This window comes from Planomonospora algeriensis (assembly GCF_977012225.1).
Map to the genome: position 1 here is coordinate 1 of NZ_CDRNDK010000146.1, position 13,693 is coordinate 13,693.

The following is a 13,693-nucleotide window of genomic DNA, read 5'->3' on the forward strand; positions in this document are numbered from 1 at the left end:
CGCCGTCCCCACCACCGCCCAGCCCCTCGACCCGCCGCCGGACCTCTCCGGACGGCCGCGGTGATCGTCCGCTGGACCTTCGCCGATCACCCTGCCCGACCGTGATGTCACGGTGCTGTCACAAACCTTGACTAGCGGCCTGCCTGGGCATTTGATAACTGTTCACACCCCTGAAACATTCGTCGGGATGTTCGCCACCGCTAAATGTGAACGCTAACACCGCCGATGAGCACCAAGAGACCCGGGCGACGCGGCGGAGGGGCCGCGGTCGCAGCGGCCGTGAATGCGTCCGCGTCACTTGAAGGAGAGAACATGAGGCTCGCGAAGCTGGCCACTGTGCCGATCGGCCTGGCGATGGCCCTGGCGATGACCGCCTGCGGCTCGGCCACCAAGACGGTCGACCAGGAGGCGGCGCCGAGCGCGGGGTCGGCCGCGGGCGCCCTCGTCGGCGTCACCATGCCCACCAAGTCGTCCGAGCGCTGGATCCACGACGGCGACAACGTCAAGGGCTCCCTGGAGAAGCTGGGCTACCAGGTCGACCTGCAGTACGCCGAGAACGACATCCCCACCCAGGTCAACCAGATCGAGAACCAGATCACCAAGGGCGCCAAGCTGCTGATCATCGCCTCGATCGACGGCACCGCGATCACCACGCAGCTCCAGCAGGCCGCCGACGCCAAGATCCCGGTGATCGCCTACGACCGGCTCATCCGCAACACCCCGAACGTCGACTACTACGCCACCTTCGACAACCACAAGGTCGGCGTGCAGCAGGCGACCTCGCTGCTGGTGGGCCTCGGGCTGAAGAAGGCCGACGGCTCCGACGGCGACGCCAAGGGCCCGTTCAACATCGAGATCTTCGCCGGCTCGCCCGACGACAACAACGCCACCTTCTTCTACAACGGCGCGATGGAGGTGCTCAAGCCGTACATCGACAAGGGCACCCTGGTCGTCAAGAGCGGTGAGACGGACTTCAAGACCGTCGCCATCCTGCGCTGGGACCCGGCCACCGCGCAGAAGCGCATGGAGGACCTGATCACCAAGGCCTACTCCGACGCCAAGGTCCAGGGCGTGCTCTCGCCGTACGACGGCCTGTCCATCGGCATCCTGTCGGCGCTGAAGAGCAGCGGGTACGGCACCGCCGACCAGCCCTACCCGGTCGTCACCGGCCAGGACGCCGAGGTCGCCTCGGTGAAGTCGATCATCGCCGACGAGCAGTACGCGACGATCTACAAGGACACCCGCAAGCTCGCCGAGGTCACCGTCCAGATGGCCGACGCGGTGCTCAAGGGCGGCAAGCCCGAGGTGAACAACACCACCGACTACGACAACGGCAACAAGGTCGTCCCGTCCTACCTGCTCGAGCCCGTCGTGGTCTACAAGGACAACTACAAGCAGATCCTCGTCGACTCCGGTTACTACACCGAGGACCAGCTCAAGTAGCCGGCGCGGCGCCGGGGCGGCCCTTCCCGCGAAGGGCCGGCCCGGCGCCGGTCGCGAGGGGGAGACGGACGGCATGACCGACCACATACTTCAGATGCGGGGCATCACCAAGACGTTCCCGGGCGTCAAGGCCCTCCAGGACGTCAACCTGGCGGTACGGCGCGGCGAGATCCACGCCATCTGCGGCGAGAACGGCGCCGGCAAGTCGACGCTGATGAAGGTGCTGTCCGGGGTGTACCCGCACGGCTCCTACGACGGCGAGATCGTCTTCGACGGCGAGCCGTGCCGGTTCTCCGGCATCCGGGACAGCGAGCGGCGCGGCATCGTCATCATCCACCAGGAGCTCGCGCTCAGCCCGTACCTGTCGATCGCCGAGAACATCTTCCTCGGCAACGAGCGGACCCGGCGCGGCCTGATCGACTGGAACCGTACGAACGCCGAGGCCGCCGCGCTCCTCGAGCGGGTCGGGCTCCGGGAGAACCCGGTGACGCGGGCGATGGACATCGGGGTGGGCAAGCAGCAGCTCGTCGAGATCGCCAAGGCGCTGTCGAAGCAGGTCCGGCTGCTCATCCTCGACGAGCCGACCGCGGCGCTCAACGACGAGGACTCCGCGCACCTGCTCGACCTGCTGCGCGGGCTGCGTGACGAGGGCATCACCTCAGTGATCATCTCGCACAAGCTGAACGAGATCAAAGCCATCGCCGACTCCACGACGATCATCCGCGACGGCCGGACCATCGAGACGCTGGACATGGCGAGCGGCGAGGTCACCGAGGACCGGATCATCTCCGGCATGGTCGGCCGCGACCTGGAGCACCGGTTCCCGCCGCACGAGCCCACGATCGGCGAGGAGGTGCTGCGGATCGAGGACTGGACCGTGCACAGCCCGGCCCAGCCCGAGCGCGCGGTCGTCTCCGGCGCCAACCTGACGCTGCGCCGCGGCGAGATCGTCGGCCTGGCCGGTCTCATGGGCGCAGGCCGTACCGAGCTGGCGATGAGCGTGTTCGGCCGCAGCTACGGGGTCGGCATCTCCGGGCGCGTCTACAAGGACGGCAGGGAGATCCAGCTCCGCTCGGTCAGCGAGGCCATCTCCCACAAGATCGCCTACGCCACCGAGGACCGCAAGCGGTACGGCCTCAACCTCATCCAGGACATCCAGCGCAACGTCTCGGCCGCCGCGCTGGGCAAGCTGGCCAGGCGCGGCTGGATCGACGGCAACCGGGAGCACGAGGTCGCCGACGGCTTCCGCGCCGACATGAACATCAAGGCCCCCAGCGTGCTGGCGGTCACCGGCAAGCTCAGCGGCGGCAACCAGCAGAAGGTCGTGCTCTCGAAGTGGATCTTCACTGACCCCGACGTGCTGATCCTGGACGAGCCCACCCGCGGCATCGACGTGGGCGCCAAGTACGAGATCTACGCCATCATCAACCAGCTCGCCGACCAGGGCCGGGCCGTGCTCGTGATCTCCTCGGAGCTTCCCGAGCTGCTCGGTCTCTGCGACCGCATCTACGCGATGTCGGCCGGGCGCATCACCGGCGAGGTGCCGCGAGCCGAGGCCACCCCCGAGCGCCTCATGCAGTTCATGACCAAGGAGAAGGAGTAATGGCACAGACGAGCAGGGGCAAGGCGCTCGCGTCCGAGGCGGGTGCCGAGGTCGTGGGCAACGGCCCGCCCCCCGCGAAGGCATCGGGCGGCCGGTTCTCCTTCAACCTGCGCGAGAGCGGCATCTACATCGCCTTCGCGCTGATCATCGTCCTGTTCTCCATCCTGACCGAGGGTGGTCTGCTCAGTCCGCAGAACATCTCGAACATCATGGTGCAGAACTCCTACATCCTGATCCTCGCGATCGGCATGATCCTGATCATCATCGCCGGCCACATCGACCTGTCGGTCGGCTCGGTGGTGGCGGTCAGCGGCGCCGTCGCGGCGGTGCTGATGGTGGACATGGGCATGCCGTGGCCGCCGGCGCTCCTCATCACGCTCCTGGTCGGCGCGCTGATCGGGGCCTGGCAGGGATACTGGGTCGCCTACTTCGGCATCCCGGCGTTCATCGTCACCCTGGCCGGAATGCTGATCTTCCGGGCGCTGACCCTCACCGTGCTCGGCAACCAGGGCATCGGCCCCTTCCCCGACGAGGTCCGGACCCTGGCCAACGGCTTCCTGCCCGGCTTCCTCGGCAACGTCGGCCTCGGCCCGCTCGGCGGCGCCGACCTGTTCACCCTGATCGTCGGCCTGGCCATCGTGGCCGGGATCGTCGGCACCCAGTGGCGGGCCGCCAGGCGCGCGTCGGCTACCGGCAGCAGGTCGACGCGCTGCCGCTGTTCGCGCTCAAGATGATCGCCGCCGCCGCGGTGGTGATGACGGTCATCGTGCAGCTGGCCCGGTTCAAGAACCTGCCCTGGGTCCTGGTGCTGCTCGCGGTCCTCGTGCTGGGCTACACGCTGCTGACCAACCGCGCCGTCTTCGGCCGCCACATCTACGCCATCGGCGGCAACCTGCACGCCGCGAGCCTGTCCGGCATCAAGGTCAAGTCCGTCACGTTCTGGCTCTTCGTCAACATGGGCGTGCTCTCGGCCCTGGCCGGCATCATCTTCGCCGGGCGGCTCAACCAGGCCGGTCCCACCGCGGGCAACAGCTTCGAGCTGGACGCCATCGCGGCGGCGTTCATCGGCGGCGCCGCCGTGCAGGGCGGCGTCGGCAAGGTGGTGGGCGCCATCACCGGCGGCCTCATCATGGCCGTGATCAACAACGGCATGTCCCTCATCGGCGCGCCGAGCGAGCGGGTGATGCTCTTCAAGGGCCTGGTGCTGCTCATCGCCGTCGCCTTCGACGTCTGGACCAAGCGCCGCGCCGGCGCGGGCGGCTGAGCGGCCGCCCCCACCGGGCCCGCCGTGCCACCGGGGTCTCCTCCGGCGGTACGGCGGGCCCTCGGCGTACATCCGGTGTGGATTCGCCGCACAGAGGGCGCCGGACGGCCGCCCGGTCCGGTGGCCGCCTCCAGCGAGCGGCGGGGCCCGCCGGGAGAGACGTCCGCCCTCAGCCCTCCGGCCGGGCCCGCAGGAACGCCGCCATGCTCTCGGCGACGAGCCGCTCCCGGGACTCCCCGATGCCCAGCTTGCTGAAGCCGCCCTGCCCGACCAGGATCGCGAGCCCGTGCAGCAGCGCCCAGATCGTCCTGGCCAGGACCACCGGCGGCTGCCCGGACGGCAGCGCGCCCGCGTCCTGCGCCTGCCCCACCGCGGTGACCAGCAGCTCGAAGGTGGCGGGACCGGACGGGCGGCCCGGCCGGTCCCGGAACATGATCTCGAAGAGCGCGGGGGTCTCCTCCGCGAAGCGCAGGTAGACCACGCCCAGCCGGACGACGCGGTCCCCGGGGTCGGCGGCCGCGCGCGCGGCCGCCTCCAGTCCGGCGTGGAAGGCCACGTACCCCTCCTCCGCCAGGGCGTCCAGCAGCGCGTCCTTGTCGGCGAAGTGCCGGTACGGCGCGGCGGTGCTCACCCCCACCCGGCGGGCCAGCTCGCTGAGGCTGAACGCGGCCGCGCCCCGCTCCGCGAGCAGGTCGCGGGCGCCGTCGAGCAGCGCCCGCCGGAGCGCACCGTGGTGGTAGGAGGTTCGGGTGCGGTCACCGTCGGACATGTTGACGACTCTAACATCACCCCTTATGTTTAAGGCGCTCACATTGTGAATGCCTTAAACATCGATGGGGAGAACGCATGCCCGGCGTCACCACCGCGGCACCCGGCCCGGCGCCGCGGCCGCGAACCCGCCCCCGGTCCCGCGTCGGCTGGACCGTGGTCCTGCTGACCGCACTGGCGATCACCGGCTACTCGCTCGCCCTCTACGCGCAGGGCAGCCTCCGCACCCTGGCCGCCGACGACGCGGGCCTGGCGAGCGCCTACGCCGACGCCCCACCCGCGGTGCAGGCGGCCTTCTACATCCACGTCGTCAGCGCCTCGATCGCCCTCGCGCTGGGGCCCTGGCAGTTCTCCCGCCGGCTGCGCGGCCGGTTCCGCACCGCGCACCGCGTCATCGGCCGGATCTACCTCGGCTCGATCGCGGTGGGCTGCGCCTCCTCCCTGGTCATGGCGCCGTTCAACTCGGCCGGGATGGTGGGCTTCTTCGGGTTCGGCGCACTGGCCCTGCTGTGGGGATACACCGCCCTGCGCGCCTACCGGGCGATCCGCGCCGGCGACCCGGCCGGCCACCAGGCCTGGATGATCCGCAACTACGCGCTCACTTACGCCGCGGTGACCCTGCGGACCTGGCTGGGCGTCCTCATCATGACGCAGGCGCCGTTCGCGGACATGGACGCCGGCTTCGACGCGGTGTTCGCCAACGCCTACCACGCGGTGCCGTTCCTGTGCTGGCTGCCGAACATCATCGTCGCCGAGTGGCTGATCCGGCGGCGCGGCCTGCCGTCCTACCGGCTGCAGAGCGGCGGGCCGTCCGCGGCCGCGGCCTCCACGGCGCCCGCCGTCTCAGCTCCGGCCGTCGGGTAGCCGCCGTTCCGGCCGCATCCGCCGCCGTACGGGAGTGCCGAACGTCCGGCAGTCCCACCGTCAAGATCAAGAAGGGGGCGCCCCGGAGGGTCAGACGGCCCGGTGGTACTGGTCGGGCCAGCGGGGCTGCGCGCCCAGTTCCCGGGCGGCCAGGTTCGGCCAGTACGGGTTGCGCAGGAGCTCGCGGCCGAGCAGTACGGCGTCGGCCTGCCCGGAGGCGATGATCTCCTCGGCCTGGCGCGGTTCGGTGATCTCGCCGACGGCGGCGACCGGCAGGTCGGTCTCGGCGCGGACCCGGGCCGCGAACGGCACCTGGTAGCCGGGGCCGGTGGGGATCCGCGCGCCGGGGGCGTTGCCGCCGGTGGAGGTGTCGAGCAGGTCCACACCGCGGGTGAGCAGTTCCTTGGCCAGGCGGACGGTGTCGTCGGCGGTCCAGCCCTCCCGCTCGTCCTCGGGGTTCTCGGTGAGCCAGTCGGTGGCCGAGACGCGGAAGAACACCGGCAGGTCCTCGGGCCAGACGGCCCGCACGGCGTCGACGACCTCGAGGGCGAGGCGGACCCGGCCGTCGAACGAGCCGCCGTAGCCGTCGGTGCGGCGGTTGCTGTGCGGGGAGAGGAACTCGCCGATCAGGTAGCCGTGCGCGCCGTGCACCTCCGCCACCTGGAAGCCCGCCCGCAGCGCGCGCTCCGCCGCCCGGGCGAAGTCGCCGACGACCCGCTGGATCTCGTCCGCCGTCAGCTCGTGCGGGACCGGGTGGCCGGGCGCGAACGGGAGCGGGCTCGGCGCGACCGGCCGCCAGCCGCCGCCGGCCTCGCCGACCGGCCCTCCGCCGAGCCAGGTCCGGTCGGTGGAGGCCTTGCGCCCGGCGTGCGCGAGCTGGATGCCCGGGACCGTGCCGTGCTCCTTGAGGAACCGGGTGATCCGGACGAACGCCTCCTCCTGCCGCTCGTTCCACAGCCCGAGGTCGGCCGGGCTGATCCGGCCCTCCGGGGAGACCGCCGTGGCCTCGGTGAGGATCAGCCCGGCGCCGCCCACCGCCCGCGCGGCGAGGTGGGAGAAGTGCCAGTCGTGCGGCACTCCGGTCTCCGGGCCGTCCGTCGCGGCGGAGTACTGGCACATCGGGGCCATCCAGACCCGGTTGGGGACCGTCAGGGACCGCAGGGTGATGGGCTCGAACAGCACGGGGACCTCGTCTCGCTCGTCGGGGGGCCGCTCGCCGGGGATCGGCCGTTAATACGATAATCCTCGTACTACGATAAATGTCAAACTACGATGGATGTCGTACGATCAACCGCGACGAGGAGGGGATGCCGATGTCCGCGCGGATCCTGGACCATCCGGACACCGGGGAGATCCGGCTCGAGGCGGTGCTGCACGCCCTCGCCGACCCCATGCGCCTGGAGATCGTGCGCTTCCTCGCCGAGGCCGGGAGCGGCGTCCCGTGCTCGGAGATCGAGCTCGCCGTCAGCAAGTCCACCGGCACCCACCACTACCGCGTCCTGCGCGAGGCCGGGGTCATCCGGCAGGTCTACCACGGCACCGCCAAGCTGAACTCTCTGCGCCGCGACGACCTCGACGCCCTCTTCCCGGGACTCCTGGACAGCGTCGTCGCCGCGGCCTCCAAGCAGTCCGCAGGCTAGCCCCGGCAGCGCGGACGCGGGCCGCCGCCCCCGAACGGTCCGCGGGCCGGTAGGGCGGTCGCGGGCCGCCCCTCGGCGGACCGACAGGAACCGATCATCGCTCTCCAGCCGCACCCCCATTTCCGTACACCGTACGGTACAGTGCACGAGAAGGTTTCGACGGAAGGGAGCGACAGTGGAGCAGACGACGGTGGAGCAGACGACGGTGCGGCACGACGACATGGAGAACGGCACCGGGGCGGAGAACGGGGCTTTCACGCCGAGCGCCGACGACCTGGCGAGCGTCGAGGCGTGGTTCGCCGAGTACGACGCGCTGGCCGAGCGGGGGGCCGTCGGAGAGATCGCCGACCTGGCGGTCTTCCCGCTCAACCTGGCCACCGACGTGCCCGGCGGGTCCGCCGCCGTCCGGCAGTGGAGCCGCGAGGAGTTCGTCGAGGTGATGACCGAGGTCATGGGCGGCGGCACGGCCGGCCTGGCGATGGAGTCCGTCCGGACCCCGCGCTTCCTCACCGCCAACCTCGTGCTGGTGGAGACCGAGGCGACGATGACCGACGAAGAGGGGAACCGGCAGTCGACCCGTTACGCCGACCTGCTGGTGCGCACCGCCGACGGGTGGGCGTTCCAGACCATGGTGCAAGGCGGCTGGGGCCACGGCTGGCCGCCGGCCACCCGCGGCTGACCCGGCCCGCGGCCGACCCCGCGCTCGGGCGGGGTCGGCCCGGCGGAGTGGTGCACAATGCCCGGGTGGACGATCTGAAATCCCCTGAGATCCGTACGAAGCCGCTCATCCGACCCGCGGAGCCCGGCGACGTCGACGTGCTGCACCGCTTCGTCGTCGAGCTCGCCGAGCTGGAGGAGTTCCCCGGCGAGGTCACCTCCCGGCCGCAGGACCTGGCGCAGGCCCTGTTCGGCCCGCGTCCGGTGGCCGAAGCCGTCGTCGCGACGGTCGACGGGGAACCGGCCGGCTTCGCGCTGTTCTATCCCACCTACAGCACCATCGTCGGGCGGCCCGGCATCCACCTCGACGACCTGTACGTCCGCCCCGAGCACCAAGGGAGCGGACTGGGCCGGGCCCTGCTCGGCCACCTCGCCCGGCTCGCGGTGGAGCGCGGCTGCGGCCGCCTCGAGTGGTGGGTGCTGCGCACCAACGACCCCGCCCTGCGCTTCTACCGCCGCCTGCGCGCCCGCGCGCTCGACGAGATCGAGGTCATGCGGCTCGACGGCGAGGTGCTGCACGGCCTCGCGGCCGCCACCCGCCCGCCCGGCGGCGGGCTCGACCGGTAGAACCCCGGGCGGGCACGATCGGCGGGCGGCGGCCGACGGATCCGGATCGCTCCGGGGTCGTCCCGGGCCGGGCCGCCGAATCGGCGCCGCCCCGGCACCGGGCCGCATCAGGCCGGGCGCCGGGGCGGCGGAACGCGTCAGCAGCGGAAGTGCGCCACCAGGTCCCGCAGTTCGCGGGCCATCGCGTTGAGCTCACCGACCGCCTGCTGGGAGCGGGCGACACCCTCGGTCGTCGTCTGCGACGCGCTCGCGATCTCGGCGATGTTCTCCGCGATGTCACGGGAGCCCTCCGCCACCGCCGTGACGCTGCGGCTCATCTCGTTGGTGGTGGCCGTCTGCTCCTCGACGGCGCTGGCGATGACGCCCTGGGAGTCGTTGATCTGCCCGATCACCGAGCTGATCCGGCCGATCGCGGTGACGGCCCCCGCGGTGTCGTCCTGAATGGCCTGCACCCGCCGGGAGATGTCCTCGGTGGCGCGGGCGGTCTCCTGAGCCAGCTCCTTGACCTCGCTGGCGACCACGGCGAATCCCTTGCCGCTCTCGCCCGCCCGGGCCGCCTCGATGGTGGCGTTGAGCGCGAGCAGGTTCGTCTGCTCGGCGATCGAGGTGATGAGCGCCACCACGGTGGCGATCTCCCTGGACGACTCGCCCAGCTTGCCGATCTGCACGGTCGTCTGACCGGCCACCTCCACCGCCTGCCCGGCCACCCGGGCGGCCCCCAGGGCGCTGCCCGCGATCTCCTGGATCGAGGCGCCCATCTCCTCGGAACCGGTGGCGACCATCTCGACGTTGTGCGACACCGACGCCGCCGTGTCGGAGACGGCCTGCGCCTCGGACGCGGTGCGCCGGGCCGACTCCGCCATCGCGTCGGTGGCCGAGGCCATCTCCTGGGCCGCCGCGGCGACCGCCTGCGCCGAGGCCGCCACCGAGCTCACCACGGTCCGGACGCTGGCCTGCGCCTGGTCCATCGCGCGGGCCATCTGGCCCACCTCGTCGGTGGTGGTGACGTTGCTGGCGACCGTCATGTCGCCGTCGGCCATGGCCGCCAGGGAGCGGCGCACCCGCAGCAGCGGACGGGTGATCGAGATCACCACGCCGCGGGCCAGCAGGATCAGGATGACGGCGGTGACCACCACGGTGGCGAGGATCAGCTGCGTCGCCCGCTCACGGCTGGCGGCGGCGTCCGCCTGCGCCTGCTCGATGCTCTGCGCGAAGAAGACCCGCTCGTTGCGGGTCACCGCGCTGGTGAGGTAGTTGTCGACGCCGACCTGCTGCCAGCTGCGCCGCGCCTGGGCCTGGTCGGCCGCCGCGCTGTCGACGAAGTGCCCGATGACGTCGATGTACTCGGTGAACACCGTCGTGATGCGGCTCACCGAGGCACGCTGATCGGCCGGGACGTCGATGGCCTTCAACCGCTCCAGCATCTCCCGGGTGCTCTCGACCTGGGCTTCGAGCGTCTCCCGCTGCCGGGCGGGGTCGTCGCGGGTCACCGCCTCCAGGCCGTCGACCTTCAGGTCGGCGGCCATCCGGTCCAGCTGCAGGACGACGGCGTTGGCCTCGTTGAGCCGGTTGAGGCGCTCGTTCGCCGCGTCGACCGAGCGGTTGTTGACGACGGTGACGGCGAAGCAGGCGGTCAGCGCCAGGAGGCTGGCGCCGACCAGCGTCATGAGCTTGACGGCGACGGGCCGGTTGAGGAAGCCGGTCACCAGCCTGCCTCGGCGCTTGAGGATGTGGTCGGACGTAACGTCCACGGGAAGGGGCTCCTTACGCGCCGATGGCGCTGTCATGATCGGGGTGGCCGCGGGGGCGACGACCGGGGCGGGCCACGCCTCGGTCCGCGGGACGCTCAACCGCCGAGCTGCTCGGCGGTGTAGTAGCCGCTGTCGACGAGGATGCGCCGGTAGTTCGACTCGTCGACGTCCACCGGCTGCAGCAGGAAGGTGGACATGGTCTTCGCACCGTTGTGGTACTGCTCGGTGTCGTTGACCTCGGGCGTCTCACCGCGCAGCAGCATGTCGGTCATCCGCACCGCGACCTTGGCCAGCTCCCGGGTGTCCTTGAACACCGTCTGGCTCTGCTCGCCCGCGGCGATCAGCTTCACCGAGTCCACCTCCACGTCCTGACCGGTCACCACGGGCATGGGCTTGGCGGCGGTGCCGTACCCGGCCTCCTTGAGGGCCGCGACGATTCCCAGGGACATCCGGTCCAGTGGCGACAGCACCGCGTGGACGGACGCCGAGCGGTAGTGCTTCGCCAGCAGTCCGGCCATGCGGGTCTGGGCCAGCTTCGTCTCGTAGCCGACGGTGGTGATGTCGGCGAACTTGTGCTTACCGCTGCGGACCACCAGCTTCCCGGAGGAGATGTGGGGCTGCAGCACGCTCATCGCGCCGTTGAAGAAGAACGTGGCGTTGTTGTCGGTGGGCGACCCACCGAACAGCTCGATGTTGAAGGGGCCCTTGGCGGTGGCGAGCTCGAGCCCGTCGGCGATGGCCCTGCCCTGCAGCACGCCGACCCGGAAGTTGTCGAAGGTGGCGTAGTAGTCGACGTTCGGCGTGCCCCGCAGCAGCCGGTCGTAGGAGATCACCGGGATGTCGTCCGCGGCCGCCCTCTCCAGCACGTCCTTCAGGACGGGGCCGTCGATGGCACCGATGACCAGGGCCTTGACCCCGTTGTCCACCATCTCCTCGACCTGGTCGGCCTGGGTGGCGGCGTCGTCTTCGGCGTAGCGCAGGTCGGCCTTGTAACCGAGCAGCTCCAGCTGCTTCTTCATGCTGCCGCCGTCCTTGATCCAGCGCGGCCGGGCCGTCGTCGGCAGCGTGATCCCGACGGTGCCGCGGTCGGCCGGCCCGGAGGCGGGGGCACCGTCGACGGCGCAGCCCGCCGCCGTCAGCACCAGCGCGCCCATCGCGACGACGATCTTCGGAATCGTGCTGCGCACTCTCGTCCTCCAGCAGGTCTTTCGGGGATCACCCGCCGGAGGCGTCCTCCGGCGGCTGAAGACGGCGGCCGCCGCTCCCCCGGATCAATCGACGTCCCGGACGGTGATCTGAACGAAATCCGGCAGCGGATCGCGGGCCCCGGAACGCGGGGTACGCGGGGCCGTGGCGGGCATGCTTCCGGGGGACGGCCGAACCTGGGAACGGGGGCACCATGGCATCTCACGTACGGCTCCGCCGCGTCTACGACGACCCCTCACCCGAGGACGGGACGCGGGTGCTGGTCGACCGGATCTGGCCGCGCGGCCTGTCCAAGGAGGCCGCGGCCCTGGACGGGTGGCTCAAGGAGGTCGCGCCCTCCGGCGAACTGCGCACCTGGTACGGCCACGTGCCCGAGAGGTTCGGCGAGTTCCGGGAGCGCTACCTGGGCGAGCTCGCCGGCCCCGACCGGCGGGCGGCCCTGGAACGGCTCCGCGGACTCCTCCGGGACGGCGCGGTCACCCTGCTCACCGCCACCCGGGACGCCGAGCACAGCCACGCCGCCGTCCTCGCCGAACTGCTGCGCGCACCCGCTTGAGCGAACCGCCACGTCCGGCCCCCCAGGCGGTCGGGCACCGCACCGGATCTTCCAAGCTCATGAACATTGCTCACATATCGATATGAAAAGATTCAGGACAGCCCTCTACGATCATGCTTCATGATGATCCGCGCCTTGACGGCCGCTGCCGGAACCGCCGTCCTACTGTTCTCCGGTACGGCCGCCGCGTCCTCCTATCCCATTCAGGGCGCTCCCGAGCTGACCCACAACCCGCTCTACAAGCACGGCAAGCTTCCCTCCGTCTCCTGCAAGGCGGTCAAGGGCATCTCCGAAGCATCCACGACGAAGTGGATCACTAAGATCGTCGGCTGCCTGAACTCCTCCTGGCGCAAGAGCGTCAAGGACTTCTCCCCGGTGGGAGTGAAGGTCAAGAAAAAGATCGAAAGCAGCCGCGTCTGCCTCTCCGGCATGGAGATATCCGGCTCCTTCGCCAATCCCTGCTACGGCACCATCGACGTGCAGCTCCGCCCCGACTGGATCAAGGCCAAATCCGGAACGGCCATTCTCATCGAGCTCACCCGCGCGTACGCCAAGATCATTCAGTCGCAGACCGACATCAGCAGTACCTGGTGGGCACTGCCGAGCAGCGGGATCGAGGCCGAGATGAACGAGCAGACATACCGCTTCTACCTCCAGTCCGACTGCCTGACCGGCGTGTCGATGAAGGTGCTCGGGCGTACGGCCAAGAACTGGAAGCCCCTCCTCGACGCCGAGACGCCGGAGGAGTACGACCGGTTCGACTGGTACGGCAAGCCCGCCAACCGTGTCCACTGGTTCGAGCAGGGCTACCGGTCCGGGGGCCCGAAGGCGTGCAACACCTGGAAGGCCCCGTCCTCGAAGGTCTCCTGACCTCTCCCCGGCCCGGCCGTACGGCGGCCCCTCAGCGCAGCTGCTCCGTCGCCGCGTCGAGCAGCCAGGCCCACAGGTAGGCGGCGAACGACGACCGGACGAAGATCTGGAACTCCCCGTCCGGTCCCAGCCAGGACACCGAGCAGGGCGGGAGCCCGGCCACGGGTTCCGTGTACGTGCCGAGCCGCGTGGGGAGCGGTGCGCCCAGGGCCGCGGTGATCCCGGCCGCGGCCTCACCCCGGGGGTCGGCCCGCACGTCGACCTGGGTCAGGAACGGCGTCTCCTCGATCCGGACCCGCTCCCCCGCCACCGGCGCGAACCCGCCGCAGCCGGGCTGCGCCGGACGCCGCCGGCCGCCGCGCCCGCCGCCGCACGCGCGGCCGCCGGCCGCCGTTCCGCTTGTGCGCACGCCCTCCATCACTCAAAGTTTCATTGTGAACACGT

The 13,693-nt window shown here is 70.8% G+C and carries 15 protein-coding genes; 10 read left to right on the plus strand and 5 right to left on the minus strand.

The genetic code is table 11. The features are described 5' to 3' along the window. Positions 1 to 312 precede the first annotated feature (312 nt). The 4 genes from chvE (ACWJ6R_RS16900) to ACWJ6R_RS16915 all read left to right on the plus strand — a co-directional run bounded on the left by chvE (ACWJ6R_RS16900) (position 313) and on the right by ACWJ6R_RS16915 (position 4,310). Entirely contained in the window at positions 313 to 1,443 is a 1,131-nt protein-coding gene (gene chvE / locus ACWJ6R_RS16900) for a multiple monosaccharide ABC transporter substrate-binding protein (RefSeq protein WP_449063134.1), read from the plus strand. A 73-nt stretch (positions 1,444 to 1,516) separates the two neighbouring features. Further along, on the plus strand, positions 1,517 to 3,046 hold the full coding sequence (mmsA, locus tag ACWJ6R_RS16905) for a multiple monosaccharide ABC transporter ATP-binding protein (RefSeq protein ID WP_449063135.1): 1,530 nt from the start codon (positions 1,517 to 1,519) through the stop codon (positions 3,044 to 3,046). Next, positions 3,046 to 3,780 (plus strand): ABC transporter permease subunit, encoded by a 735-nt coding sequence (locus ACWJ6R_RS16910; protein ID WP_449063136.1) that lies wholly within the window; start codon positions 3,046 to 3,048, stop codon positions 3,778 to 3,780. Before mmsA ends, ACWJ6R_RS16910 begins: the two co-directional genes overlap by 1 nt. Further along, complete coding sequence (locus tag ACWJ6R_RS16915) at positions 3,708 to 4,310, plus strand: ABC transporter permease subunit (RefSeq protein WP_449063137.1); 603 nt, start codon at positions 3,708 to 3,710, stop codon at positions 4,308 to 4,310. Before ACWJ6R_RS16910 ends, ACWJ6R_RS16915 begins: the two co-directional genes overlap by 73 nt. 169 nt (positions 4,311 to 4,479) lie before the next feature. Here the strand turns inward: ACWJ6R_RS16915 and ACWJ6R_RS16920 are convergent, their stop codons facing one another. Next, entirely contained in the window at positions 4,480 to 5,079 is a 600-nt protein-coding gene (locus ACWJ6R_RS16920) for a TetR/AcrR family transcriptional regulator (RefSeq protein ID WP_449063138.1), read from the minus strand. 77 nt (positions 5,080 to 5,156) lie between these two features. Here ACWJ6R_RS16920 and ACWJ6R_RS16925 point away from each other — a divergent pair, with 77 nt between their 5' ends. After that, positions 5,157 to 5,942 (plus strand): DUF2306 domain-containing protein, encoded by a 786-nt coding sequence (locus ACWJ6R_RS16925; RefSeq protein WP_449063139.1) that lies wholly within the window; start codon positions 5,157 to 5,159, stop codon positions 5,940 to 5,942. Positions 5,943 to 6,032: 90 nt separating this feature from the next. Here the strand turns inward: ACWJ6R_RS16925 and ACWJ6R_RS16930 are convergent, their stop codons facing one another. Further along, positions 6,033 to 7,124 carry an NADH:flavin oxidoreductase/NADH oxidase gene (locus ACWJ6R_RS16930; protein ID WP_449063140.1) on the minus strand — a complete coding sequence of 364 codons (1,092 nt, stop codon included), beginning with the start codon at positions 7,122 to 7,124 and terminating at the stop codon, positions 6,033 to 6,035. Between the two features lie 77 nt (positions 7,125 to 7,201). Between ACWJ6R_RS16930 and ACWJ6R_RS16935 the strand changes: the two genes are divergently transcribed. The 3 genes from ACWJ6R_RS16935 to ACWJ6R_RS16945 all read left to right on the plus strand — a co-directional run bounded on the left by ACWJ6R_RS16935 (position 7,202) and on the right by ACWJ6R_RS16945 (position 8,866). Then, positions 7,202 to 7,582 carry an ArsR/SmtB family transcription factor gene (locus ACWJ6R_RS16935; protein WP_449063141.1) on the plus strand — a complete coding sequence of 127 codons (381 nt, stop codon included), beginning with the start codon at positions 7,202 to 7,204 and terminating at the stop codon, positions 7,580 to 7,582. Positions 7,583 to 7,757: 175 nt separating this feature from the next. After that, a complete protein-coding gene (locus ACWJ6R_RS16940; protein ID WP_449063142.1) occupies positions 7,758 to 8,261 on the plus strand; it encodes a nuclear transport factor 2 family protein in 504 nt (167 codons plus the stop codon). Positions 8,262 to 8,326: 65 nt separating this feature from the next. Next, the gene (locus ACWJ6R_RS16945) at positions 8,327 to 8,866 is read left to right on the plus strand and encodes an N-acetyltransferase family protein (protein WP_449063143.1); all 540 of its coding nucleotides are present in this window, start codon (positions 8,327 to 8,329) and stop codon (positions 8,864 to 8,866) included. A gap of 137 nt (positions 8,867 to 9,003) precedes the next feature. Here the strand turns inward: ACWJ6R_RS16945 and ACWJ6R_RS16950 are convergent, their stop codons facing one another. Next, entirely contained in the window at positions 9,004 to 10,617 is a 1,614-nt protein-coding gene (locus ACWJ6R_RS16950; protein ID WP_449063144.1) for a methyl-accepting chemotaxis protein, read from the minus strand. 95 nt (positions 10,618 to 10,712) lie between these two features. Then, entirely contained in the window at positions 10,713 to 11,804 is a 1,092-nt protein-coding gene (gene chvE / locus ACWJ6R_RS16955; RefSeq protein ID WP_449063145.1) for a multiple monosaccharide ABC transporter substrate-binding protein, read from the minus strand. 212 nt (positions 11,805 to 12,016) lie between these two features. Here chvE (ACWJ6R_RS16955) and ACWJ6R_RS16960 point away from each other — a divergent pair, with 212 nt between their 5' ends. Together ACWJ6R_RS16960 and ACWJ6R_RS16965 are read left to right on the plus strand one after the other, a co-directional pair. Continuing rightward, positions 12,017 to 12,379: a DUF488 domain-containing protein gene (locus ACWJ6R_RS16960; RefSeq protein WP_449063146.1), complete on the plus strand. Its 363-nt coding sequence runs from the start codon at positions 12,017 to 12,019 to the stop codon at positions 12,377 to 12,379. 135 nt (positions 12,380 to 12,514) lie between these two features. Further along, positions 12,515 to 13,249: a hypothetical protein gene (locus tag ACWJ6R_RS16965; RefSeq protein WP_449063147.1), complete on the plus strand. Its 735-nt coding sequence runs from the start codon at positions 12,515 to 12,517 to the stop codon at positions 13,247 to 13,249. Between the two features lie 31 nt (positions 13,250 to 13,280). On the opposite strand, the gene ACWJ6R_RS16970 is transcribed toward ACWJ6R_RS16965, so the two are convergent. Then, positions 13,281 to 13,658, minus strand: a complete 378-nt coding sequence (locus ACWJ6R_RS16970) for a hypothetical protein (protein ID WP_449063148.1) — start codon at positions 13,656 to 13,658, stop codon at positions 13,281 to 13,283. Positions 13,659 to 13,693: the final 35 nt, after the last annotated feature.

Coding starts and splice junctions, on each gene's coding strand:
- chvE (WP_449063134.1), top strand. CDS start 313: ATGAGGCTCGCGAAGCTGGCCACTGTGCCGATCGGCCTGGCGATGGCC.
- mmsA (WP_449063135.1), top strand. CDS start 1,517: ATGACCGACCACATACTTCAGATGCGGGGCATCACCAAGACGTTCCCG.
- ACWJ6R_RS16910 (WP_449063136.1), top strand. CDS start 3,046: ATGGCACAGACGAGCAGGGGCAAGGCGCTCGCGTCCGAGGCGGGTGCC.
- ACWJ6R_RS16920 (WP_449063138.1), bottom strand. CDS start 5,079: ATGTCCGACGGTGACCGCACCCGAACCTCCTACCACCACGGTGCGCTC.
- ACWJ6R_RS16925 (WP_449063139.1), top strand. CDS start 5,157: ATGCCCGGCGTCACCACCGCGGCACCCGGCCCGGCGCCGCGGCCGCGA.
- ACWJ6R_RS16935 (WP_449063141.1), top strand. CDS start 7,202: ATGTCAAACTACGATGGATGTCGTACGATCAACCGCGACGAGGAGGGG.
- ACWJ6R_RS16960 (WP_449063146.1), top strand. CDS start 12,017: ATGGCATCTCACGTACGGCTCCGCCGCGTCTACGACGACCCCTCACCC.